The following is a 25,086-nucleotide window of genomic DNA, read 5'->3' on the forward strand; positions in this document are numbered from 1 at the left end:
TAATAAAAGACAAAAAGAGTAAGTATGATTACAGTGAACAAAAAATGGATACGGCTGATAGGGATTGTCGGTTGTACAGTGTGGATGGCATCGTGCAAGCAGGCACCGGATGCAGGAGTGAAATCTTCTTATGCAGTCATGCAGATAGAACCAACGGACAAAGAACTTTCTTCCTCCTATTCGGCGACCATACGCGGGCGACAGGATATTGACATCTATCCGCAGGTATCGGGAACAATCGAGAAACTCTGCGTGACCGAAGGTCAGAAAGTACGTCGGGGACAGTTGCTTTTCATCATCGACCAGGTACCTTACAGAGCCGCGCTCAAAACCGCCACCGCCAATGTGGAAGCGGCCCGCGCCGCTACGAGCACCGCCGAACTGACTTACAAGAGCAACAAGGAACTGTATGCGCAGAAAGTCGTTTCGGAATTTAGCCTGAAGACTGCCGAAAACTCTTATCTCACCGCCAAGGCACAACTGGCACAGGCTGAAGCTCAGGAGATAAGCGCACGTAACAACCTCTCTTATACCGAAGTGAAAAGTCCCAGTGACGGAGTTGTAGGCGCATTGCCCTATCGTGCAGGCGCATTGGTTAGCGCCAGCATTCCTTATCCGCTCACTACGGTCAGCGACAATTCGGATATGTACGTCTATTTCTCGATGACCGAGAACCAGCTGCTCGCCCTCACCCGCCAGTACGGCGACATGGACGAAGCGTTAAAGAATATGCCGGAAGTGGAACTGATTCTGAACGACAACTCAGTCTATCAGAAGAAAGGTACCATCGAATCTATCAGTGGAGTGATCGACCGTCAGACAGGGACCGTAGTGGCACGCGTGGTATTTCCCAACGAATCACGGCTGCTTCATAGCGGAGCATCGGGCACGGTAGTAGTGCCGAGCATCTACAAGAACTGCATCGCCATCCCGCAGACAGCCACCGTGCGGATGCAGGACAAGACGATTGTATATAAGGTAGTGGACGGCAAAGCGGTCTCCACCCTGATCACCGTAGCCGGAATCAACGACGGACGCGAATATATAGTGCTGGACGGACTGAAAGCAGGTGACGAAATTGTATCGGAAGGCGCCGGACTGGTGCGCGAAGGCACACAGGTTAAATAAGAAGGAGACTGATTATGAAAGGAAATATATTTATCAAACGGCCGGTGATGGCTATCTCCATCTCCGTGCTGATTCTCGCCATAGGGCTTATCTCGCTCTTCACCCTGCCGGTGGAGCAATATCCCGACATCGCACCTCCTACGGTCTATGTGGCTGCCAGCTATACGGGCGCCGATGCCGAAGCAGTGATGAACAGCGTCATCATGCCGCTGGAAGAGAGCATCAACGGGGTGGAAGACATGATGTATATCACGTCCAGCGCCTCCAATGCAGGTCTGGCTATCATACAGGTTTACTTCAAGCAAGGCACCGACCCCGACATGGCGGCCGTCAACGTACAGAACCGTGTAGCCAAAGCACAGGGACTGCTGCCCGCCGAAGTAACGAAAGTCGGCGTAAGCACGATGAAACGACAGACCAGTTTCCTGCAAATCGGCGCGATGGTCTGCACCGACGGTCGCTACGACCAGACCTTCCTTGCCAATTATCTGGACATCAACGTCATCCCGCAGATCAAACGTATCGAGGGAGTAGGAGACGTCATGGAGCTGGGCGATACCTACAGTATGCGTATCTGGCTGAAACCGGAACGGATGGCACAATACGGGCTGGTACCTTCGGACATCACCGGCGTGCTGGGCGAGCAGAACATTGAAGCCCCTACCGGCTCACTGGGCGAGAGTTCGCAGAACGTCTTCCAGTTTACGATGAAATATCGCGGAAGACTGAAGAGCGTGGAAGAATTTCAGAACACCGTTGTCCGCTCGCGTGAAGACGGCTCGATACTCCGCCTGAAAGATGTGGCGGATGTGGAACTGGGCACTATGACTTATAGTTTCCGCAGTGAGATGGACAGCCAGCCTGCCGTGCTCTATATGATCTTCCAGACGGCGGGTTCCAATGCGACCGCTGTCAATAAAGAAATCACCGCCCAGATGGAGCGGATGGAGAAAAACCTTCCGGAAGGAACGGAGTTCGTCACCATGATGAGTTCGAACGACTTCCTCTTCGCTTCCATACACAACGTGGTGGAAACACTGATTATCGCCATCATTCTGGTCATCCTCGTGGTATACTTCTTCTTGCAGGACCTGAAGAGTACGCTCATCCCGTCTATCTCCATCATCGTGTCACTGGTAGGTACGTTTGCCTGTCTGGTAGCTGCGGGATTCAGTCTGAACATCCTGACCCTGTTTGCACTGGTGCTTGCCATCGGTACGGTGGTAGATGACGCCATTGTGGTGGTGGAAGCGGTGCAGTCCAAGTTTGACGCCGGATACAAGTCGCCCTACCTTGCCACCAAAGATGCGATGGGCGACGTGACGATGGCTATCGTCTCCTGTACCTGTGTCTTCATGGCCGTATTTATCCCCGTCACCTTCATGGGAGGTACTTCGGGCGTGTTCTATACCCAATTCGGTATCACGATGGCAACTGCCGTAGGTATCTCCATGATCTCGGCTCTGACCCTGTGTCCCGCCCTGTGCGCCATCATGATGCGTCCGTCGGACGGAACCAAGAGCGCCAAGAGTATCAACGGACGGGTACGCGCAGCTTACAACGCTTCGTTCAATGCCGTGCTGGGCAAGTATAAGAAAGGGGTGATGTACTTCATCCGCCATCGCTGGATGGTATGGACTTCACTGGCTGCTACCATCGTCCTGCTGGTTTATCTGATGAGCACGACCAAGACGGGACTCGTGCCGCAGGAAGACCAGGGCGTTATCATGGTGAATGTCAGCATCTCACCGGGAAGCACGCTCGAAGAGACAACGAAAGTAATGGACCGGCTGGAAAACATTCTGAAAGATACGCCCGAAATAGAACACTACGCCCGCGTAGCAGGATACGGTCTGATCTCCGGTCAGGGAACATCTTACGGTACGATCATTGTCCGCCTGAAAGACTGGAGCGAACGAAAAGGAAAGGAACACGGTTCGGATGCCGTAGCTTCCCGCCTCAACGCACAATTCCAGTCCATCAAGGAAGCGCAGATATTCAGTTTCCAGCCCGCCATGATTCCGGGATACGGTATGGGTAACTCCCTCGAACTGAACCTTCAGGATATGACAGGCGGTGATCTTGCTACGTTCTATGACGCGTCCACACAGTTCCTCAATGCCTTGAACCAGCGCCCGGAAGTGGCTATGGCTTATACATCCTACGCCATCAACTTCCCGCAGCTCTCGGTAGAAGTGGATGCCGCCAAATGTAAGCGTGCAGGAATTTCGCCAAGCGCGGTACTCGATGCGGTAGGCAGTTATTGCGGTGGAGCATATATCTCCAACTACAACCAATACGGTAAGGTATATCGTGTAATGATGCAGGCATCGCCCGAATATCGTCTGGACGAGCAGGCATTGAACAATATGTTTGTGCGCAACGGTACGGAAATGGCTCCGGTGAGCCAGTTCGTTACACTGAAGCAGGTACTGGGACCGGAAACAGCCAACCGTTTCAACCTCTACAGCACCATCACAGCCAATGTGAATCCTGCCGACGGTTACTCTTCGGGTGAAGTGCAGAAAGTGATTGAAGAAGTGGCCGCAGAATCGTTGCCGATGGGCTACGGATACGAATATGGCGGTATGGCACGCGAAGAAGCAAGCAGCGGTGGCGCCCAGACGGTTTTCATCTACGCCATCTGTATCTTCCTGATCTATCTGATTCTGGCTTGTCTCTACGAAAGTTTCCTCGTACCGTTTGCCGTTATCTTCTCCGTACCGTTCGGATTGATGGGCTCGTTCCTGTTCGCCAAGATACTCGGACTGGAGAATAACATCTATTTGCAGACAGGTGTGATCATGCTGATCGGCTTGCTGGCCAAGACGGCTATTCTGATTACGGAGTACGCCATCGAACGCCGCCGCAAAGGGATGGGCATCGTGGAATCGGCCTACTCTGCCGCACAAGTCCGCCTGCGTCCTATCCTGATGACGGTGCTGACGATGATCTTCGGTATGCTTCCGCTGATGTTCTCTTCCGGTGCGGGTGCCAATGGCAACAGTTCGCTGGGTACGGGTGTCGTAGGCGGTATGGCTGTCGGAACGGTGGCATTGCTCTTTGTCGTTCCGGTCTTCTACATCATCTTTGAATACTTGCAGGAGAAAATCCGCAAACCGATGGAAGAAGAAGCAGATGTACAAGTGCTTTTAGAAAAAGAGAAAAGTGAAGCTGAACGTGAACGTTAATAAATAAAAGAAAGAATGAAGAAAAATATCATCCTGTTAGTTGCCATGAGTCTGACGCTGAGCGGTTGTGGCATCTATACCAAATACAAACCCGCCACTTCCGTCCCCGACGATCTTTACGGCGGGGAAGTGGTGACGGAAGACACTGCCGGTCTGGGGAATATGGACTGGCGGGAACTCTTCACCGACCCTTATCTGCAGTCCCTCATCGAAACAGGGTTGCAGACCAATACCGACTACCAGTCCGCCCAGCTTCGTGTAGAAGAAGCTCAGGCAGTGCTGATGTCCGCCAAACTTGCTTTCCTGCCCGCCTTTGCGCTTTCCCCGCAGGGGACAGTGAGCAGCTTCGATACGAACAAGGCTACGCAGGGTTACTCGCTGCCCGTGACCGCCAGTTGGGAACTGGACGTATTCGGTCGTATGCGCAACTCCAAGAAGCAGGCGAAAGCGCTGTATGCACAAAGTGAAGATTACCGTCAGGCAGTCCGCACGCAGCTGATAGCCGGTATAGCCAATACCTACTATACACTGCTGATGCTGGACGAACAGCTCATCATCTCCCGACAGACGGAGGAGGCATGGAAAGAAACCGTAGCCTCTACCCGCTCCCTGATGAACGCCGGACTGGCGAACGAATCGGCTGTATCGCAGATGGAAGCGACCTATTATCAGGTGCAGGGTTCTGTGCTCGATTTGCAGCAGCAGATCAATCAGGTGGAGAACAGTCTTGCTTTATTATTGGCAGAGACACCCCGCAACTACGAACGCGGAACGTTGGCAGACCAACAGTTTCCTACGGACTTTGCCGTAGGAATCCCTGTCCGGATGCTTGCCGCCCGCCCCGATGTCCGCTCGGCCGAGCGGACGCTGGAAGCAGCGTTCTATGGCACCAATGCGGCACGTTCGGCTTTCTACCCTTCCATCACGTTGAGTGGGAGTGCCGGATGGACGAACTCCGTCGGGTCTATGATTCTCAATCCGGGCAAGTTCCTGGCATCGGCGGTAGGTTCGCTCACGCAGCCGCTCTTTAATAAAGGACAGGTGCTGGCTCAGTATCGCATCGCCCGTGCACAGCAGGAAGAAGCAGCTCTCGGCTTTCAGCAAACATTGCTCAACGCCGGCAGCGAAGTGAATGATGCGCTGACTGCCTATCAGACCAGTCAGGGAAAAAGGCTGTTGCTGGACAAGCAGGTCACTTCCCTGCAAACGGCCCTGCGAAGTACTTCCCTGCTGATGGAACATACGAATACAACCTATCTGGAAGTACTTACCGCCCGACAGTCATTGCTCAGCGCACAACTGTCACAAACGGCCAATCATTTTACCGAAATACAAAGTTTAATTAACCTATACCGTGCTTTAGGGGGAGGTCAGGAATAAAGAATATCATACTTCCTCTGTTTTTTTTGATCCTAATGAAGAAGGGCTGCCGGAGAAGTGATTCTCTGACAGCCCGTTTTTCGTTAGAGGGCATTCCCTATTTGAATCAATAACAGACCAGGAACGGAAAATACATTCCTGATGTGCATTATAGCCTGTATGTTATTCATAAACAGAAAACATATTGCAAACCGAATTGGCCAAATGCCGCAACCCTTCTCCGCCAGGCAACTGAAATAAAGTCATACACCAATTATCGTTTCCTTCCAACATATAAGGACCGGTTTCGGTTATCGCAACATCCCATCCGATACTTCTCACTTTCGGAATTCTCATAGCAGCTTGCTTGGCTAATGCTATTGCCTGATCGTAATATGGGATTATGCAACCTGTTATTTTTTCACCACTGACAGGATGTATATGAAACCGTTCTCCTGACGGATGTTTTATTATAGCAGGTTGACAGACGACACCCCGATGATCAACAAGGGCGGCAATTCCTCCTGTAGCAAAGTTATCTGTGCGAGCCTTTATTCCTATACGTAAAACAACACTCCACACATCGACCTTATTTATACTTTCATCATAATATGTCACAATTCTCAATGTGTTGAGACTTGACGGATTCAGTTTATTCAGGGCGCTATGTTGGATAATACGTTCTTCGTACAAATATTCATCCGGCTTTTTTACAGTAGAAATAACATAGTCATGTAGTTGTCGCAATGATGTAAAGTTTTGCATCGGAAAAATAATCCCTTGACCGGCTTGTCCTTTTATGGGTTTAATGACGACCTCATTTATGGATATGGAGTAAGGATCATGCATTTGCCTTTTTATCTCATCAAACGTCATTACCCGGCGCCCTAGAATGTCCTCAAAAACTTCGGAAAAACGCACTTTATCTTTTAACACTAACGCTTCACAGGGATCGTTTACTTGACGTGTCAATTCATGACGTAACGAAGAAGTGAGATACTGTCGGCATTCTGTTCTGCTTTTCTTAAAGAACTGCAACTCGTAGTAGTTTTCGAATGATGCACCGTACATCCAACTATGTGACAATAGCTCAAGGAACATCAGTTTCCTTTTTCCGAATACGTAATGATTATATTCTCTCAGCTTTCGAAAATCTGCAATTCGTATATGGTACAATAAATTTCTTATCTTTGACTTTAACTTGAAAGCATTATTACTACTTTTTGTAATTGAACGGGCAGGAACTCCGGCAACAGTAGTATGGCTGTCGATATTTCGCGTCACTACAGCGCCTGCACCTATTTTGCAGTCAGCACCGACAATGACATCAGGAAGTATTACCGCATTAGCACCTATCTCCGTCCTGTCACCGATAATGGCACGTCCCAAGATTTTTGCACCGGGAGATACTTCACAATATCGTCCAATACGGACGTCATGACTGATAACAGTGCTTTTATTGATAAATGTCCCCTGCCCTATACTTACATTACAAGTAATAGTTGCCCCCGAAAGAATCACAACACCTGGTTCGATAGTATTGTCATACCCGCCCACAAGGGCTTTTTGGGAGATAAAAGTGGTCAATACTCCTCCAAGACAGGCAATCTTTCGTGCCAGTACCTCTCTACGCTGTCCACCTCCGACACCAATAATAACCTTACTGTCTGTTTTCAGATGTTGCTCCAGTTCATTCCAGGATTTAATAATGGGAAAGTCATAATATGCATCGCTAATATCTGTATTTATATTGTCAAACAAAGATACAGTTTCTTCTACATTATCCCACTTGAGTGCTGTCAAAATCTCCTTAGCACATCCTTTACTCCCGATTATTACCATTTTACACTTTTCTATTTTCGACGATATTCAGCCAAGACCATGCAAATTTGATTAATTTCATCATCTTTCAAACCCACGTGCACCGGCAGACAAAGCACCTTCTCAGCATTCATCCCTATTTTGTAATAGAGCGGCTTTCTAAAAATGACACTACAAAATAAAACCATTTATAGCGAATAAACACTATCAAAAAGTACGATAATATCCTCCTTTCATACAGCACTGATATTTCTTTTTAGAAATTTCATATCTCAGCTTGATAACAGTCTATTAATTGCTTTGGAATATATTGAAATTGTTACTGCCTAATAAACCGACTGATATGACAATATACGAATAGTTCATAATAACAGAATTATGGAGGTTTGTATGTTATATGCGGATAAAGTGAAATGTCTTTCTATAAGGTGAAAGCGATGAAAGCGGAAAAATGGGGCAAAAGCAGAAAAGGTTCGCCCTATATTACTTTATATATCGGCACTTATGATAGTAAAATAAACCAATAATAAAAAAACAATAATAGTGGGAAGTGTATGTGATTAACAATGCTTCTTAGATCTCGTTTCAAGCATTATTAGATGTCACAGCAAGCATTGTTAACCAGCTTCTCAAGTATTAATACCTAACTTCTCAGATATTAATACCTATCATATCAAATGTTAATACCTGACTACTCATGTGTTAACATCTGAGCGCAGCTATGATTCTTTCGCAAGCCTGTCCGTCACCGTAAGGGTTATGTGTTTCGGACATCCGCTTATACATTTCTTTATCAAGGAGCAGGGCAGTGACATTACTGACAATTGCCTCCGCATTCGTGCCGACCAGCTTCACCGTACCCGCCTCAACAGCTTCCGGACGCTCGGTCGTATCCCGCATCACCAACACGGGTTTGCCCAATGAAGGGGCTTCTTCCTGCACACCGCCGCTATCCGTCAGCAACAGAGTAGAATGTTGCATGGCATAGATGAAAGGCAGGTAATCCAGAGGAGAGATCAGATAGACATTGCTCAGACCGGAAAGCAGTTCATACACTGGCTTCTGCACATTAGGATTCAGATGAACGGGATAGACTATGTCCATCTCCGGGTGAAGAGCCGCCAGTTCTTTGATCGCTTTGCAGATATGCAGGAAACCATCTCCGAAGTTCTCGCGACGATGTCCGGTGACGAGGATATACTCACGATCACCTACCGTGTAGCCTTTCTCCTGAAGTTCCTTCGCCATCTTTTCTTTCACACCGGCGGTGGTGGAAATGATATCGACCGCCATCAGCAGGGCATCGATCACCGTATTTCCGGTAATAAAGATTTTCTTCGCGTCTATATTCTCTTGCAGTAGATTTACCTTTGACTGTTCCGTCGGTGCAAAGTAGTAAGTGCAGATACGGTCTGTCACCTGACGGTTCATTTCTTCCGGCCAGGGAGACAACATATTATAGGTACGCAATCCGGCTTCCACGTGTCCCACAGGTATCTGCATATAGAATGCCGCAAGGGATGCCGCCATCGAGGTAGTCGTATCTCCATGCACCAATACGGTGTCGGGACGGAAGTCCTTCAGCACTTCGCGCAGTCCAAGGAGTACTTTAGCGGTAATGTCATACAAGTCCTGATTGGGAGCCATGATATTCAGGTCATATTCGGGAGTGATGCCGAACACTTCCAATACCTGATCCAACATCTGCCGGTGCTGTGCCGTAACGCAGACACGTGTCTCAAAATGTTCCGTATCTTTCTGGAGCGCCTTTACAAGCGGAGCCATCTTTATCGCTTCGGGACGGGTACCGAAAACGAGCAATATCTTTTTCATCTGCTTTATTTATAGAGTCTATATAACCTCTTCGCAATTAAACTACATTTTTATCGTCTCACACCGCAGAAGTCCAGTTCTATCTTTCCTTCCTCCCTGGGCAATGCAAGGAAGACATCGTGGCGAACCAGCCAGACGATAATATCCGCTTTCTCGTATGCTTCCCGATAGTCTGTCAGATGGAAGCTCTTATGAGTGCTTATATTAGGTTCGATAATCAGCACGTCCGCTCTCGATTCGGAGATGATGCGGGAGGCGATATATTTGGCGGGAGATTCCCGTAAGTCATCGATATTCGGTTTGAAAGCCAGTCCCATGCAGGCAACGACCGGTTCGCGCTCGTTCTGTTCTACAAACTTCTGGCAGGTTTCCAATACTTTGTTCGCACACCAGTCCGCTTTGTAATCGTTCGTTTCACGGGCACGCTTGATGAGCTGCGCCTGTTCCGGATAGTCGGATACGATGAACCAAGGGTCTACCGCAATGCAGTGACCGCCTACTCCGCAGCCCGGTTGAAGGATATTCACACGCGGATGCTTGTTGGCCAGTTCGATCAGTTCCCATACATTGATTCCGGCTTTGTCGCAGATCATGGAGAGTTCGTTGGCAAAGGCGATCTGTGAGTCGCGGGAGGAATTCTCCGTCAGTTTGCACATCTCTGCCGTGCGGGCATTGGTGCCGTGCAGTTTGCCTTGTACGAAAGCGGAATAAAACTCAATGGCTTTTGCGGTGGATGCCGGATCGATGCCGCCTATCACGCGGTCGTTGTGCACCAGTTCGTATAATGTATTTCCCGGCAATACGCGTTCGGGACAATAAGCGATATGTATCTTCCCTTTCAGTTCGGGACGTTCTTTATAGATCACTTCCGCCATACGTTCGGTGGTATATACCGGAGAAGTGGATTCAATGACAAACAGGTTACCCTCCTGCAGATAAGGGATCACGGAACGGGTGGCCGCTTCCACATAGGTGATGTCCGCCCGATGGTTCTGCTTGAATGGGGTAGGCACTACGATAAAGAAAGCATCCGCCGCTTCCGGCTTGCATACAGCGCGTAACTTTCCACTCTGCACTACGTCCCTGACTACCTGACCCAGTTCAGGTTCTACAATATGTATCTTTCCCTGGTTGATCGTTTCCACCACAGAAGGATTGACATCTACTCCTATGACTTCGAAACCGTGAGCGGCAGCAACGGCTGCCGTAGGAAGGCCGATATACCCTAATCCTAAAAACACAACCTTTTTCATGTTCAATATCTCCTTATTAATAAGTGTGGCAAAAGTACAAATAATATGTGACTTTGTACGGATTTTCACTGAAAACCACTACTTTTGTGCAAACATTTTGAAAGCATGAGGGTACTAATCATTAATACTTCCGAACGAATAGGTGGTGCGGCTGTCGCTGCCGGACGACTGATGGAATCGCTTAAGAACAACGGCATCAAGGCGAAAATGTTGGTACGTGACAAACAAACAGACCAAATCAGCGTCGTCGGACTAAAGGGCAGTTGGCTGCACGTATGGAAATTTATGTGGGAACGCATCGTCATCTGGAAAGCCAACCGTTTCAAGAAGAATGATCTCTTCGCCGTAGATATCGCCAATACCGGTACGGACATCACTTCGCTTCCCGAATTTCAGCAGGCAGATGTCATCCATCTGCACTGGATCAACCAAGGGATGCTGTCGCTCAACACCATCCGCAAGATTCTGACTTCCGGCAAACCTGTAGTATGGACCATGCACGATATGTGGCCCTGCACCGGCATCTGCCATTATGCACGCGAATGCAAGAGTTACGAACAGGAATGCCATCACTGCCCTTACATCTACGGAGGAGGAGGCAAGAAGGACTTATCCACCCGAATCTTCCGGAAGAAAAAAGAGATTTATAGTCAGGCATCCATCACGTTTGTAGGCTGTAGCCGATGGCTGGCGGAGAAGGCCAAAGTCAGCGGGTTGCTCACCGGACAAACGGTTATCAGTATCCCGAACGCCATCAACACGAACCTGTTCAAGCCTCACAATAAGCAGGAAGCCCGCAGAAAATGCAGGCTGCCGCAGGAAGGGAAGCTCATTCTTTTCGGTTCTGTCAAGATCACAGACAAGCGAAAGGGCATCGACTATCTGATTGAAGCCTGCAAACTGCTGGCAGAGAAACATCCGGAATGGAAAGAATCATTGGGTGTGGTTGTTTTCGGCAACCAGTCACAGCAGTTGCAAGACCTGATTCCTTTCCGCGTCTATCCGCTTCCTTATATTAAGAATGAGCATGAGTTGGTGGATATATACAATGCCGTAGACCTCTTCGTCATCCCTTCTCTCGAAGAGAATCTGCCGAATATGGTGATGGAAGCGATGTCCTGCGGTGTGCCCTGCGTCGGTTTCAACACCGGAGGCATACCGGAAATGATCGATCATCTGCACAACGGATACGTAGCTCAGCGCAAGTCTTCCGAAGATCTGGCCAACGGCATCCATTGGGTACTGACGGAACCCGAATATGCGGAACTCTCCGCACAAGCCTGCCGCAAGGCCATAGGCAACTATTCGGAAAGTATCATAGCGAAGAAGTACACGGACGTTTACAACAAAATAACAGGGAAATATGCATAGTGTCCATCCTACTCCCAAGTTCTCGATTATCACGGTGACCTACAATGCCGAGAAAGTACTGGAAGATACCATCCAAAGTGTTATCTCGCAGACTTATCACCACGTAGAATACATCATCGTGGACGGGGCCTCTAAAGACGGAACTCTCTCTATCATCGACAGATACCGTTCACGGATAACTACCGTCGTCAGCGAACCGGACAAAGGATTGTACGATGCCATGAACAAGGCGATTTCCCTTGCCAGCGGCGACTATCTCTGTTTTCTGAATGCAGGCGACTGCTTTCACGAAGACGATACTTTGCAGCAAATGGTGCACAGCATTCATGGGAGTGTTCTCCCCGATGTCATCTACGGGGAAACTGCAATTGTTGACAAAGACAGGCACTTTCTGCACATGCGCCGCCTTTCAGCACCCGAAAAGCTGGACTGGAAGAGTTTCAAACAGGGAATGTTAGTCTGCCACCAGGCTTTCTTTGCCAGACATACGCTGGTGGAACCTTATGACTTAAGCTACCGGTACTCCGCTGATTTCGACTGGTGCATCCGCATCATGAAAAAGGCGCGTACCCTGCACAATACGCACCTGACAATCATCGACTATCTGGATGAAGGAATGACTACGCAGAACCGGAAGGCTTCTCTTAAGGAACGGTTCCGCATTATGGCAAAACATTATGGATGGATAAGCACCGCAGCACATCACGCTTGGTTTGTACTGCGGTTGATTATCAAGCCGGGACAATAAACAGTGTATTTCAGACTGACTGACCCAGCCAGTCTGAAACTATAAAATATAGAATTATATCTAATTCACCTCATAAAGCATTACCTGATCCAGTATCACTCCCTCATCCAATGCCTTAATAACCAGTTGATGTGATTTCTTATCCGAAACGGGAAGTACAATTTTCCGGATTGCCTGATTACGAAGCACGTTCTCTTTCCATTCCTCGCTGCGCCCCTTCGTTTCGTACGCTATCAGTTCAGGCTCGGCACCATCCAGAGAAACCGAGAAACGCAACTTATCGCCATGCACCGGATGATTGGGAAGTAACCGGATATCCACCTCTACCGAGTCCGTTTTCAGATTGCCAAAGGAGAAAGTCAGCGCATCGCCTTTTCTTATCTCTGCGGCTTTGCCTTCATATCCCAAACCTTCGCAGACAATAGCGTTTCCCTTCTTTGCCTCCGCCCCATTCCATTGACAGACTGCTTTACGGTCTGCTGTCATCGGAGCAGTAGCCGCCTTTCTTTCCACACGGTTGAATACAGGGAGCTTGCGGGGTTTGAAGTCCATCATACGATTCCATTTTCCATTCTCCAATGAGTTATAGTGTTGAGTCAGTGCAGCAATGCTGTCGTAAGCGGCATCACTCTTTTCCCAGTCTGCCTTATCGTGGCGTGCCAATTGGGCGTATAACAGTTTGCGATTCATTTGTGCCGCAGCCTGTACGGGATATTTCACCAGTTCGAAGTAAGCGCTCTGTCTGTCGGCGGGTACTTTAGAAGCAGCTTTCTCTACCGTTTCCGAAAGTTGGCTGTAAGCATTCAGACGTTCGTTTATCTCCCTTTCGCTCCACGGCAGATCTTTCACTACCCGATAGACCGGATTCTTTTCTTCCTCCCGTGTATTTCCCATAAATTCGGGTTTGCGGACATGTGCCAAGCGATAATGTTCCTGCATAACGGGAAGGACGGCCTTTGCACAGGAAGTTCCCAGTTCCCGTTCCAGCCAATGTTTCAGATGTGCGGTCACTCCTTCGGAAGATACCTTATCCAGATTCCATGCCATATCCATGAACAGCTCAATCTGATACTCGGCAGGTTTGATGTCGCCGACGTTCAGTATCCACATTTTCTGTATTCCCTGATCGTAAGCCTGCTTCATCTGTTGATAAATGAGCGATGGACTCATGGTGCTCAACCATAAATGATCGTGCGGGCGTCCCCAGTAGGAAACATGATAATAGACTCCGTTGCCGCCTTTACGGGCACGCTCTTCGGCAGTGGGGAAATGGCGGATATAGCCGTAGTTATCATCACACCACATCAAGGTCACGTCTTCGGGTACTTGCAGCCCCGCATGATAAATATCGAGCACTTCCTTATAAGGAATAAAGACCTGCGGCACTTGTGTTACGTCTTTATTCACGTACTTTTCGAGCAAGCCGCGCTGGTCAACAAATACCCGGTCCAGGACGGCTTTCTGTTCTTCTACCGTCTTGGCTCCCTGCATCTTTCCATCGTGAACGCCACGCATACCCAGCGTGTAAAGTATCTCTTGTCCGGCAACTTCTTTCACACGATCTTCCCAAAACTGATAAACAGCCGGACTGTTATTCACGTAATCGTATGCTCCTTTTCCACGTATTCTCCATTCGCCGGCAGCACTGCACGCCATCGGTTCGCAGTGGGAAGCTCCCATAAAGATACCATACTTTTTCGCTGCTTCCCGATTGCCCTTCGTCAGAAAGAAAGGCAAGGTACACTCATGCATGGCAGGCCAGTAGGTATTGGCCCGCAAGCGAAGCAGCAATTCAAAAATACGTTCGTTGGTACGGGGTCCGATTTCTCCTTTCACGTCCGACGGTTCGTAAGTCTTGTTACTCCAAGGCATCAGTCCCCAATCTTCATCATTAATAAAGATGCCCCGATACTCCACAGAAGGGGACTGCAACTCTCTGAAACTGGAAGAAAGACGGAACGTCTCTTTCTTCTCCGGAGTCACATCCGCCCACCATTCCCAAGGGGAAACGCCCAACAGACGGGATATTTCAAGTATACCGTAGGCTGTACCGTGACTGTCGCTGCCGGCTACTACCAGCTTTCCATCTTCTGAGACGGTGAGCAGGAAAGCCTGCTTTTTGTTTTTTAATACGGAAATATCGATGCCTGCCTGCTCAATCAGCTTGCTCTGTCCGATCGTTCCTACCAGGATGTTTCCGGTGTTTGTGTCTACGTGGGCAGTTGCCGACAATACAGTCTGAAGGTCACGGGACAACAAGTCCAGCGAAGTACGTACCACCGGTGCTTCCGAACCGCTGCAAGCTATCGCAACCGGCTGACCGGACTGCAAGACAAAATCTTTTTGTTTACCTTGAGCGAACAAGGTTACTGCTACCAAAGCAAGGACGGAAAATAAGATTCTATTTTTCATAAATATTACAATTTTACAATATCAGTAATGGTCACAAAGCAATCGTCGCTGCCATAAATTCTCTTCGTTTTATCAGTCCATGTGGGGCTGATGCCCGTAACTTCAATCACCAGTGTATATTCTCCTTTTGCCAATTGGGGAGTCATAAAACGCGTTGCATGATCATTCGCCTTACTATAGAAATCGACCAGTGAAGAATATATTTTCTCCCCTTTCTTATCAAGAATATTCATACGCGCATATCCGCTATGACAGTTCGTTTCGCCCATAACAGCCACACAAGAGCCACTGAAGGGAATACTCAGCGTACTTCCTTTTACATTGGAAGATATTCTTCCTTCCTCCACTTTCCAGTCAGCTTCTTTACTGAACGTTATCTGCTTTAAATCGACGGTTTTTCCTTTGCGCAGAGGATTTACGGGTTTCAACTTATCAATGTCCCAAGAAGGCCAGTATTCCGGAATAGAAAGTTTTGTTCCATCCACCTGCATAGGCATCCACACATAGGTGGCGGCCGAAGCCTGATGCGGATAAGACCAGCGGTCGCCCATAAACATCGGAATCGTATCTTCGCCACACTTTAAAGGAAACACAAAAGTGGTCTGTGAATTATAGGTCAGGCTTCCTTCGGGAGCAAACAAACCTTGTCTGGTCCACGGGCCTTTGACGGAAGGGGCTGTAAAGTAGAAATTATCATTCTTCTCCCAGCTGGTCAGATTGGAGAACAAGAAGAAATATGTGCCGTCTTTTTTAAACATTGCCGGAGACTCTCCATGAGAACCGCCCACTCCCGATACCACTTTTTCCTCTGCCGTACGGTAGTCTTTACTCAAACGATAGACAATTCCTCCGTGCAACAACAGATATCCGGTACCGTCCGTATCCTGATAAGTCCCCATATCCCAGCGGCGAATAGGCTTGCCTTCATACAACAGAGGTCCGTGAAATTTATATTCACCTGCTATAGTGCTGCAGGTAGCATAGCCGATATGGGGATCTTTATAGTTCATATCGTCCGCATGCATATACATCACATACTCGCCGGTAGAAGGACATTTCATGACTTTCACACGCTCGCCTACACGATTAGGGCCAAGAATTCCACTTGGTTGCATCGGCAGTACAACACGTTCGAACTTCCAGTTCACCAAATCATCAGATGAATAGCAACTGAAACCCGGAAAAGCATTGCTCTTGTCCGACTTATATTCCCCGAAAAGATAATATCTGCCATTCTCTTCCACAATGCAGGCACCGTGCGCATTGACAATCTCTCCCCTGTCGTCAAACCAGGGAATTCCGTTATTTACTACTTTTTCGGTTTTCCGAGCCATGCCCGTTCCGTAAGATACCCACAAAAAGGCAAATAATAACATCCAGTATTTCATGATATTCTTCTATAAATTCTTATAAAAAGTATAAGGCACAATTAAATTACAAATTTACGTTTAACTATCTATATTCCTATGGAGAATAATACAACAAGCATGGAATATTGTACTATTCTTCTTCAAAACAACATCCCGCAAAGCAGCCACGCACTTTTCACCTCCGCCGCGCATATCATGCAGCATACTTCATCATTGAAAAGAATAAGAATATTTAATGCACAAAAATAGGGAGAAGAGCACAATGAGACAGGAGGTAAATCGGGCAGATATAGGGGGTAAATCGGGCAATAAGGTAAAAGATTATTGTGTTACAATAATTCGCTGTCTGCCAAGTCAAATAAAAGAAAACTCTCTTTGGTCTCTTCTGACATATAGAAAACTTTTTACCCTTAATACTAAAATCGCAGTTGAGTTTATAATAAATAGTTTCATCGTTTATTATAAACGGTCTCCCCATTTATTATAAACTCAAATACACCTTTTAAGCACATATTCTTTAATTTTATGCAACAAAAAAGGCTGCAAACCCTATAAAAGGTTGCAGCCTCAAGCTTATCACCGGTTCACATAGATGCTGATTCGCATATGATCTCCTGTGTATTTTGTTATAATGTTACACTATTCTTTCGGTTCGGTTAAGATGATTGATAAGGTGCATTTCGTTTCATTTTTTAATGGGTTGTTACTTTATTGCCTGTATGACACCTGCAAATATACAACAAAAAAAGGCCTTTGTCAAGTCCTGCGGAAAATTGATCTTAATATAGTCATCCGAACCAATCGTATAATGCCTGATTTCCGGGAACGCCCCATTGCTCATGGCATACATACCTATATGTACGCCATGGAGCTTACTGAATGGGTTGTTCCTGGAAACAGACCGTTCGGACAATGAAGTCTTTTAATTTTCAGAAGTCTCCAATGTCACAGAAACATACATTTCCTTATTGCTACTATTGATATAATTATACTCTATCACATATCTCCGTGTATTGATTCCATAGTTTCCCGATACGACTTGATAGGTACCACTTCCGCTATTCTCTACAACCGGCAGATTCTTCCAGGGGCTGACACTTACTTTTCCGGTGCTCTTATCCACCGTCAGAGTAATACCGTTATCATCCAGATTGGGCATTTCTTCGTTGACCGACTTATGGAAGAAACGAACCGTGTTTTCATCCACTGCTGTCAGAGTCCGGGCTATTTCTATCGGAGTCCCGCTTAACAAATCCGGAGCTCCATTTTTCATCGGATACTCGGTGCCCTTCATCATATAATTGCCCGAATAGTCATTGATCATTTTCACCTTCACCAGCAACACTGTGTCAGCCTGTTCATTCACAGGATAAGGGCTTGAGTCTACGATCTTCAAAGGAATCAAATACCGTGCATCTGTATCTATTTTTTCGGTATCTACACGTACGGGGAACCGCACATAACGTTCGCCGGCCTTAATGACGCTTGTGTAGGAAGGAATCGTATACCAGTCTTTAGGCAGCGCCACATATTCGATTTCGCCTTCCAACACGTTTTTATAGTTGTAATTATCGATGTTACTTTGATCTGCTTCTCCCAAAGTCACTGTCACGTCATCTTCGTGCATCTTTGTTCCGCCACAATAGACGGTAACGAAGAACTCTCCGTCACTTCCATATTTTACCTCTTTCTCCTGTAACTCATCTTGTGCACCTACTAAAGTCAACTTTTTAGTATATTGCTCGTCAGCCAAAGGGTCGCTCACGCAAGCCGACACGAACAAACATAAAAGTCCACCCAGCATCAGTCGAATAAAGTCATTATTATATTGTTTCATATCTTTTATTCTATTTGAATTATCTTTTCTTGAATCACTTCTCTGTTTTCATTTAATAACCCTGATTCTGGTCTATCCGCGGATTCTTGTCGATAATACCTTGACGAATAGGATAGAAATTCATCCGTTGGGTTATATTGAACTTGGAGAACTTACAATCCGACTCAGTGACAATCGTACGCATATAGTAGTTCTTACGATCTTTCTTCATCGCCTTTATATTCATACCGGTAAAGGGCCTGCTTGTCGCTTTTACCAAATCTCCCCAACGGCGGAGGTCGTATGCGCGCCGTCCTTCAAATGCCAGTTCTATTCGTCTTTCGCGCTTGATGGCCTCTCTCATCTTTTCAGGATTATCCAGTTCTTCGTCGGTGATACCCGGCTGACCGGAACGATAACGTATCATATTGAAATATTTACGCATTTCTTCCTTATTGCGTGACACAGATATTCCGGTCGTTTCGTCAGTGTAGTTATCACCATCTCCCATCTCATTCATCGCTTCTACATAATTCAGCAGGATTTCAGCATAGCGGATAAGCGGAAAACTTTTAGATAATACTTTCCCGCTTCCTGCGGGGGAATCCATTTCATTGACATACTTCACGCAAGTATAGCCGGTGACACAGACCGTCTCTTTTTGGTATTGATCGGGTTTGCCCGTTCCATCGCTATAATAAGTCACTTTCAACGCTTTTTTATTCGCCGGGTCAGGACCATTGTAAGAAGAAGCCGGCCATATTCTATGGTTGAATCCTATCGTAGCATAATAACGCATCTCACGGTTGTAATCCATCTGTGCCATTTCAGGATCCAGGTCGAATCCTGAGAAGAAGGTTCCCAGCAAGGTTTTCTGTGCATCATCCAGATTACTGATGGGTTGCCATGCCTTTTCTTCCGTTGGATAAGGATATTCAGCGCTGGAAGCATTGATATCCCGTCCGTCTATCATGCGGTATGCATCCGCCAACTCTCCATTCACACTGATAGCATTCGTACCGTCCATCGCATAAGGGAAAACAAGTCTGGTATTGTTTTCCGTCTGACTCTTGGTCCAGATAAATTCGGAGATGCTGAATCCCTCTTCTTCTCCCGTGAACATATCCCTGTAAGATTTAAGCGGATCTATACCATGAGGGCCTTCCGGGAATTTATTGTTTTTGTTATTGAATTTGAGGTCATAAGTATTGGCCGGCAATTCAGGTGTGTATGCCGTACTGCGAACTGTGTAAAGGTTGTACAAATTCAAATCAATCACTCTTTTGGCGGCAACTGCTGCGACAGCCCACTTATGCGAGTCATAATTCTGAGGGAAATAGGGCTGATTGTCCGAGCTTCTCAGGAAGTCATAATAGTATTTATTTCCATTGAACCAGGGGCTTGCCGCTTCAAGCCGTACACGTGACATCAGAGCTAATGCAGCTCCGGACGTAGGGATGCGATAGGTTGACGCATCGCGTTCGTCCGCTGCCTTCAGCAAAGAAGCTGCCTGCTCGAAATCACTGCATATCTTTTCCACACATTCGGTGTAAGTAGCTCTCGGATAAGACATCTGATCTACACTCGCATTGGTAGGAAAAGCCTGATCGGGAACGATAGGCACAGGACCATACTGCATCATCAAAGTGTAATAGCTATAAGCACGGATAAAGTAAGCACGGCCCAGGAAGTCACGTCTTTCAAAATCTGTAATATCCGTACACTCTCCGATCCGGGCAATCACAATATTCGCCATTCGGATAGATACATAGAGTTCTCCCCAACGGAAAAAATCGTTGCTATATTTGTCTACCATCTGCCCCATCGCAAAAAAGAGACCTTTCCATGAATCCTTTTCACTTTCCTTGATAGATGCGAACGCTTCATCGGATGCGAATCCCAAAGGCAATGGAGTCGATTTCCATACGTTGTCAAAAGCAGGGAAGTTATTGGCTGCAGCACTGATATACTTCTCAAGCTGACTCTTTCTCGTAAAAATAGAGTCAAGGCTCGTCATATCATATACATATTCATCAATATCCAGGAAAGACTCACAAGATGTGAAAGTGGTTGAAATCGCAGACGCCATAAAAACACCCGCCATCATTATATTCCTTAATTTCATAATTCGTTCAATTTTAAAAGTTCAAACTCAATTGCATTGAATAAGTGCGCTGAATAGGATAAGCAGCACCGTTCGCAGATGCCTGTCCCGGGTCCCACAGCTTGATGCTGTCCCATGTACAAATATTATGCATAATGAACGACAGGCTCATTGAACTGACACCCAGTACATTCTGCAGCCAGGGGTTGCGATAGGTATAGCGTATATTCAGTTCTTTGAAACGCAAATAGCTGTTGTCTGCCAACCAATATGTTGATGCCTGATTATTGTTCTTATTACTGCCATAAGTCATACGCGGGAAACGAGCATTCGGATTCTCTGTGGCTGCCGTACCCGATATTTCACGCGGAGTCCAGCGGTTATTCTGATCTGCCACGATTGTCAGCAGGTTTCCTGTCGAACCGCCACTGAAAGGGTAATAGCCTGTACCTCCCAAAAAGTAAGTACTATGTCCTGTTCCTTCGAACAGCATTCCGAGAGTCAGGTTTTTCCAGCTCACTTCTCCGGCAAAACCGTATTGAATCTCCGGTACATTAGAGAAAGACAAAGGTACTCTATCGTCCACATCAATCACACCATCAGCATTTACATCCACATACTTGATATCGCCCGGATATACTTTACTCTCAAAGTTTTGCTTAGGACTGGACTCTATATCTTCCCAGTCTCTGAACAAGCCTTCGGCTATATATCCCCTCTGTACTCCGCTCGGATATCCGATTCTCGATTGATAAGGATAGTGTATATCAGACTCCTCGTAATGCAATACCTTGTTGCGCGAGAAAGTAAAGTTACCACGTATGGTAGCCCGCCAGTTTTTTCCAAAATCCTGTTTGAAACTGAAGTTTCCATCCATACCCCAGCTTTCCATCGAACCTGTATTGGCCCACGGCATAGAGATGAAACCGGCTTCTTCCGGTACAGTGACACGCTGCTGGAAAATGTCAGTACGGCGATCTTTAAAGTAGTCAACAGTCAGCGAGAATTTATTATTGAACAGGTTGATATCCACACCGACATCAAACTTCTTCGCTTTTTCCCAGACAAGTCCGTCAGTACCTAACTGTCCTTCCCGAATACCGCCTGTTCCCCAGCCGCCATCACCTGTGCTGGTGACTGTTGTCAGATATGGGAAACGTGTACCACCGATACGGTCGTTACCGACAAGTCCATAAGAAGCACGTATCTTCAGATAATCAAGGAAAGGAAGTGCCTCTTGCAAACAAGCATATTGAGAGGGAATCCATCCTCCGGATACTGCCGGGAAAAATCCGAAGCGTTTATTTTTCGGGAATTGTTCGGAGCCTGTATATCCGATATTGAATTCGGCAAAGTAAATCTGTTTGTAGTTGTAAGTTACACGTCCCGAAAGCGCCTCATAACGTCTGGGGATAGGTTTCAGAACGGCGCTGACGTTCTTGTCTTCGTCCGAGTCTTTTGATTTCGTTCTGCTCTGCAGGTAAAAGTGGAGCAGTCCGCTTATGGCATGATCACCAAACGTACGGTCATAATCCGCATTCAACTGCCAATAATAGGTACGGTCGGTATCCGTAGACCTTGATAATGACAGGTCCTTCTTTTCCACCTGTTTCGTCATGACCAGTGTGCCTTGGGCATTTCTTCCGTTCGCCCAATACAGATCCGGCATTTTAGAACGTGTAGTATAAAATTCAGAGTTGGTGGTGAAGGAGAATAAGCCTCTAACCTTCAGTCCTTTCGTAATAAAATCCAAATCCTGACTCAAATCCACCATCAAGTTGGTAGTCAGATTACGGGTCTCTGTGAAACCTGTATAGTTCAACTGTACATAAGGAGACAACAGCTCATAGCCAGACTCCGCATTGGCTCCTTTCGACGCCAGCTGACCTGTGGAATATTTCACCGGCAGCGATACAGGTGTCAATGCTGCCTGCGCATTCCATAACGCACTGTTATTTCCCAATCCCGGTGAGTTCTGGTTAGTCATTACTTGGTAAAGCTTCAGCCCCAATCTTGTTTTCTTTGTTAAATTGGCATCAACTTTGGTCAGAAAAGAGTACTTCTGATAATTGATGTTGGGATCATATTTGTTGGCAGACTTGTCGGGACGGAAAACGGCATCCTTATTCTGCATACTGAGCGACATAAAATACCGTGCGTTCGTACCGCCACCGGAAACACTGAAATAATGCTGATTCTGCCATACACGGTCTCTCAGAATCACATCACGCCAGTTGGTATTCGGAGCAAGGTCCGGATCAAGCCCTGTCTGAAACAGTCTTAACTGAAGAGCACTGTAAAGCGGATCATCTCCCCTGCTCAGTTTTGCTTCATTAGCCAGTAACGCATACGTATAGGCATCGCAATACTCAGGCATACGTGCAGATTCGCTCAATGTGATACTTGATTTATAGTTAATACGGAGTTTCCCCGCTTTTCCCTGCTTGGTCTTCACCACTACTACGCCATTGGCTCCGCGTGCTCCGTAAATGGCTGTTGCCGAAGCATCTTTCAGTACCGAAAAGCTTTCAATATCCGCCGGGTCAAGTTGATTCATATCACCTTCTACACCGTCTATCAAAATCAATGCGGAGGAATTGGCACCAAATGTACCAATACCGCGCACCCAGAATTCGGAAAAGTCACTACCCGGTTCTCCGCTTCGGGTCACAGCGATGATGCCGGGAACGTTACCACCCAGCATATTGGATACAGAAGTAGCCGGCACATCTAATGCCGCAGGCTCGATAGTGGTAACCGCACCCGTAAGGGAAATCTTCTTCTGGCTTCCCTCGCCCACAATGACAACCTCATCCAAATCGCTGACCTGTGGTTCCAGCACAATCTTAATATTCTCCTTACTCATCGTCACTTTATAGCTATAAGGCTTATAGCCTATAAAAGTAACAGTCAGTACTTCACCTTTAGAAAGACCTTGCAGACGAAACTTACCGTCCAGATCTGTTGCAGTTCCTTTCGAACGGTCTTTGTCTACAGTGATCGAGGCACCGATAATCGTTTCCCCCTTTTCGTCCATCACCGTTCCGGCGACCATATAACCTTTTTCATTGGTTTGTGCTGATATGGTGGCAGAACACACAAAGAGCAGCAACATCATGATTACATTTATTGTCAATTTCATATCTATCTGGTATTAGATTTACTGAATGGTAAATTTCCGGACCATACCTGCGTTACATTCAACAAAATACAGAGATCCGTTTGAGTCAAAGCCGAGATCATAAGGCCATTTTAACGATGATTCCAAGGGTTTTCCGTCAACAACAGCCAGATTTCCCTTACGCCCTGCGACAGTTGATACAATGCCATCCTCCAATTTCCTTAATAAACCGTTTCCTGTATCGAGAAAGTACAATACGCCCGAATCATCTACTGCAAGACCTGTAACTGTACTCATCATGGCATCTTCTCTGTTTCCGTCCATAAATCCGTTTGTTCCGTTGCCAATATAATCCTCAAAAGACTTGCCATCGGAAGAAATCTTCAGGATTTTATTACTTAGATTGGCAGATACATAGAAGCAGTCATTTACTTTATCCCTCGCTATAAAACACCAACTGGTAAGTCCCCCCAGGTTTCCTAATTCAGCATTGAGTATTTCCACTTCAAGGCTTTCCAAATTGACTCTGCCGAATTTACCGCTGGTATCACAAAAATAAAGGAACTGATCGTCATCGCTTAAAACACAGTCAGCCACTCTTCCCGTTACCTCCGTACCCAGAGTATTCAGTATCTTCGACATCTGCCATCCTTTTGCCCGATTGAAAGCGTAAACAGCGTGTGTGCCGTCATACTGGATGCCATAAGCTGTTTCACGATTTTTGGTAGCACCCAAACCGCCGAATTTTATTCCCGAACAAATGGTCGTAACTCGGTTCTCTTTCTCAGAAACCAGCCGCACATTGGTCTGATCGGTGCTTACAAGTATATTATCGTCAGCTATCATACACATTCCGCGTATTACTCTGAATTTAGCCTCAGCCAATGTACCGTCTGCATTTTCGCCGGTATTACCGGTTCCGGTTATGGTCGTAATCTGCTCCATCCTGGTATGCTTGAACAGAGAGGGCAGTTCGCCTTTGTACTCCGAACCGATCACTACAGACACCTTGTTCTGTCCGTCATTTTGTTTAGGAGTCATACCGTAAATACAATCTCCGTTAGAGCTGATTAGTCTCGCAGAGTCTTTCTCTCCGAAATATACTTTTATGCGGGACAGGTCCGTTCCAAAGTTTTTTCCGGAGATAACAAACTGAGTGTTGTAAACACCGGAATCGGGTTCGATCAGAGATACGACTACAGGCTGATTCGGATCAAAAGCTTTTGGAGGTATCCCTTCATTGACAAACTTGTAGTCGTCCGCACATGAAGTGAAGAAAAGCAAGGAGCAGAGACTCCAATGTAACAAATTGTTTTTCATGTAATAATAAAATAAAATTAATATATAAGATCAACTATTTCTCCTGAAGCCCTGGAAGCAGGTGATACTATCCTGATGTCTCCCCTCAAAGAGAACGAGACAAAATTAGAGGTATTCCACTAGAATTATAAGAGGTAAATCGGGCAAAAATAGGAGGTAAATTAGGCAATAGACCAGGGGAAATCGGCATGAACGATTCACGATACATCACATTAATTAGCTTATTGTCAATGGGATAG

The 25,086-nt window shown here is 46.7% G+C and carries 14 protein-coding genes; 5 read left to right on the forward strand and 9 right to left on the reverse strand.

Features of this window, described 5'->3' with window-relative positions; translation table 11 throughout:
* The first annotated feature begins 24 nt into the window (after window positions 1–24).
* From NBH01_RS08605 to NBH01_RS08615, 3 genes are read left to right on the forward strand one after another with little or no spacing between them, the layout of a single operon-like run.
* Complete coding sequence (locus NBH01_RS08605) at window positions 25–1,128, forward strand: efflux RND transporter periplasmic adaptor subunit (protein ID WP_055229179.1); 1,104 nt, start codon at window positions 25–27, stop codon at window positions 1,126–1,128.
* A 14-nt stretch (window positions 1,129–1,142) separates the two neighbouring features.
* Window positions 1,143–4,319 (forward strand): efflux RND transporter permease subunit, encoded by a 3,177-nt coding sequence (locus NBH01_RS08610; RefSeq protein ID WP_048696050.1) that lies wholly within the window; start codon window positions 1,143–1,145, stop codon window positions 4,317–4,319.
* A gap of 15 nt (window positions 4,320–4,334) precedes the next feature.
* On the forward strand, window positions 4,335–5,699 hold the full coding sequence (locus NBH01_RS08615) for an efflux transporter outer membrane subunit (protein ID WP_070751070.1): 1,365 nt from the start codon (window positions 4,335–4,337) through the stop codon (window positions 5,697–5,699).
* Window positions 5,700–5,861: 162 nt separating this feature from the next.
* Here NBH01_RS08615 and NBH01_RS08620 read toward each other — a convergent pair whose 3' ends face one another.
* The 3 genes from NBH01_RS08620 to wecC all read right to left on the reverse strand — a co-directional run bounded on the left by NBH01_RS08620 (window position 5,862) and on the right by wecC (window position 10,585).
* Complete coding sequence (locus NBH01_RS08620) at window positions 5,862–7,520, reverse strand: NeuD/PglB/VioB family sugar acetyltransferase (protein ID WP_130041075.1); 1,659 nt, start codon at window positions 7,518–7,520, stop codon at window positions 5,862–5,864.
* A gap of 681 nt (window positions 7,521–8,201) precedes the next feature.
* Window positions 8,202–9,332 (reverse strand): non-hydrolyzing UDP-N-acetylglucosamine 2-epimerase, encoded by a 1,131-nt coding sequence (gene wecB / locus NBH01_RS08625; protein WP_008767232.1) that lies wholly within the window; start codon window positions 9,330–9,332, stop codon window positions 8,202–8,204.
* Window positions 9,333–9,382: 50 nt separating this feature from the next.
* Complete coding sequence (gene wecC / locus NBH01_RS08630; protein ID WP_008767233.1) at window positions 9,383–10,585, reverse strand: UDP-N-acetyl-D-mannosamine dehydrogenase; 1,203 nt, start codon at window positions 10,583–10,585, stop codon at window positions 9,383–9,385.
* A 105-nt stretch (window positions 10,586–10,690) separates the two neighbouring features.
* Here wecC and NBH01_RS08635 point away from each other — a divergent pair, with 105 nt between their 5' ends.
* Both NBH01_RS08635 and NBH01_RS08640 read left to right on the forward strand, forming a co-directional pair.
* Window positions 10,691–11,956 (forward strand): glycosyltransferase family 4 protein, encoded by a 1,266-nt coding sequence (locus NBH01_RS08635; protein ID WP_062694180.1) that lies wholly within the window; start codon window positions 10,691–10,693, stop codon window positions 11,954–11,956.
* On the forward strand, window positions 11,949–12,704 hold the full coding sequence (locus NBH01_RS08640) for a glycosyltransferase family 2 protein (protein ID WP_062694179.1): 756 nt from the start codon (window positions 11,949–11,951) through the stop codon (window positions 12,702–12,704). Before NBH01_RS08635 ends, NBH01_RS08640 begins: the two co-directional genes overlap by 8 nt.
* A 60-nt stretch (window positions 12,705–12,764) precedes the next feature.
* On the opposite strand, the gene NBH01_RS08645 is transcribed toward NBH01_RS08640, so the two are convergent.
* The 6 genes from NBH01_RS08645 to NBH01_RS08670 form a co-directional block, all read right to left on the reverse strand.
* On the reverse strand, window positions 12,765–15,116 hold the full coding sequence (locus NBH01_RS08645; RefSeq protein ID WP_062694177.1) for a glycosyl hydrolase 115 family protein: 2,352 nt from the start codon (window positions 15,114–15,116) through the stop codon (window positions 12,765–12,767).
* A gap of 5 nt (window positions 15,117–15,121) precedes the next feature.
* Window positions 15,122–16,504, reverse strand: a complete 1,383-nt coding sequence (locus tag NBH01_RS08650) for a family 43 glycosylhydrolase (RefSeq protein WP_225678844.1) — start codon at window positions 16,502–16,504, stop codon at window positions 15,122–15,124.
* A gap of 904 nt (window positions 16,505–17,408) precedes the next feature.
* The gene (locus tag NBH01_RS08655) at window positions 17,409–18,323 is read right to left on the reverse strand and encodes a BT_3044 domain-containing protein (RefSeq protein ID WP_151209297.1); all 915 of its coding nucleotides are present in this window, start codon (window positions 18,321–18,323) and stop codon (window positions 17,409–17,411) included.
* A gap of 52 nt (window positions 18,324–18,375) precedes the next feature.
* Window positions 18,376–20,427 (reverse strand): RagB/SusD family nutrient uptake outer membrane protein, encoded by a 2,052-nt coding sequence (locus NBH01_RS08660; protein WP_234141155.1) that lies wholly within the window; start codon window positions 20,425–20,427, stop codon window positions 18,376–18,378.
* 13 nt (window positions 20,428–20,440) lie between these two features.
* Complete coding sequence (locus NBH01_RS08665) at window positions 20,441–23,548, reverse strand: SusC/RagA family TonB-linked outer membrane protein (protein ID WP_225678846.1); 3,108 nt, start codon at window positions 23,546–23,548, stop codon at window positions 20,441–20,443.
* 18 nt (window positions 23,549–23,566) lie between these two features.
* Entirely contained in the window at window positions 23,567–24,847 is a 1,281-nt protein-coding gene (locus NBH01_RS08670; RefSeq protein WP_250700066.1) for an IPT/TIG domain-containing protein, read from the reverse strand.
* Window positions 24,848–25,086 lie beyond the last annotated feature (239 nt).

The sequence above is a fragment of the Bacteroides sp. B1-V-101 genome (genome assembly GCF_023656585.1).
Taxonomy (GTDB): domain Bacteria; phylum Bacteroidota; class Bacteroidia; order Bacteroidales; family Bacteroidaceae; genus Bacteroides; species Bacteroides thetaiotaomicron.

Excerpts from the sequence above, each read along its gene's own strand:
- NBH01_RS08605 (WP_055229179.1), top strand. The coding sequence starts at position 25 with ATGATTACAGTGAACAAAAAATGGATACGGCTGATAGGGATTGTCGGT.
- NBH01_RS08610 (WP_048696050.1), top strand. The coding sequence starts at position 1,143 with ATGAAAGGAAATATATTTATCAAACGGCCGGTGATGGCTATCTCCATC.
- NBH01_RS08615 (WP_070751070.1), top strand. The coding sequence starts at position 4,335 with ATGAAGAAAAATATCATCCTGTTAGTTGCCATGAGTCTGACGCTGAGC.
- NBH01_RS08620 (WP_130041075.1), bottom strand. The coding sequence starts at position 7,520 with ATGGTAATAATCGGGAGTAAAGGATGTGCTAAGGAGATTTTGACAGCA.
- wecB (WP_008767232.1), bottom strand. The coding sequence starts at position 9,332 with ATGAAAAAGATATTGCTCGTTTTCGGTACCCGTCCCGAAGCGATAAAG.
- wecC (WP_008767233.1), bottom strand. The coding sequence starts at position 10,585 with ATGAAAAAGGTTGTGTTTTTAGGATTAGGGTATATCGGCCTTCCTACG.
- NBH01_RS08635 (WP_062694180.1), top strand. The coding sequence starts at position 10,691 with ATGAGGGTACTAATCATTAATACTTCCGAACGAATAGGTGGTGCGGCT.
- NBH01_RS08640 (WP_062694179.1), top strand. The coding sequence starts at position 11,949 with ATGCATAGTGTCCATCCTACTCCCAAGTTCTCGATTATCACGGTGACC.
- NBH01_RS08645 (WP_062694177.1), bottom strand. The coding sequence starts at position 15,116 with ATGAAAAATAGAATCTTATTTTCCGTCCTTGCTTTGGTAGCAGTAACC.
- NBH01_RS08650 (WP_225678844.1), bottom strand. The coding sequence starts at position 16,504 with ATGAAATACTGGATGTTATTATTTGCCTTTTTGTGGGTATCTTACGGA.
- NBH01_RS08655 (WP_151209297.1), bottom strand. The coding sequence starts at position 18,323 with ATGAAACAATATAATAATGACTTTATTCGACTGATGCTGGGTGGACTT.
- NBH01_RS08660 (WP_234141155.1), bottom strand. The coding sequence starts at position 20,427 with ATGAAATTAAGGAATATAATGATGGCGGGTGTTTTTATGGCGTCTGCG.
- NBH01_RS08665 (WP_225678846.1), bottom strand. The coding sequence starts at position 23,548 with ATGAAATTGACAATAAATGTAATCATGATGTTGCTGCTCTTTGTGTGT.
- NBH01_RS08670 (WP_250700066.1), bottom strand. The coding sequence starts at position 24,847 with ATGAAAAACAATTTGTTACATTGGAGTCTCTGCTCCTTGCTTTTCTTC.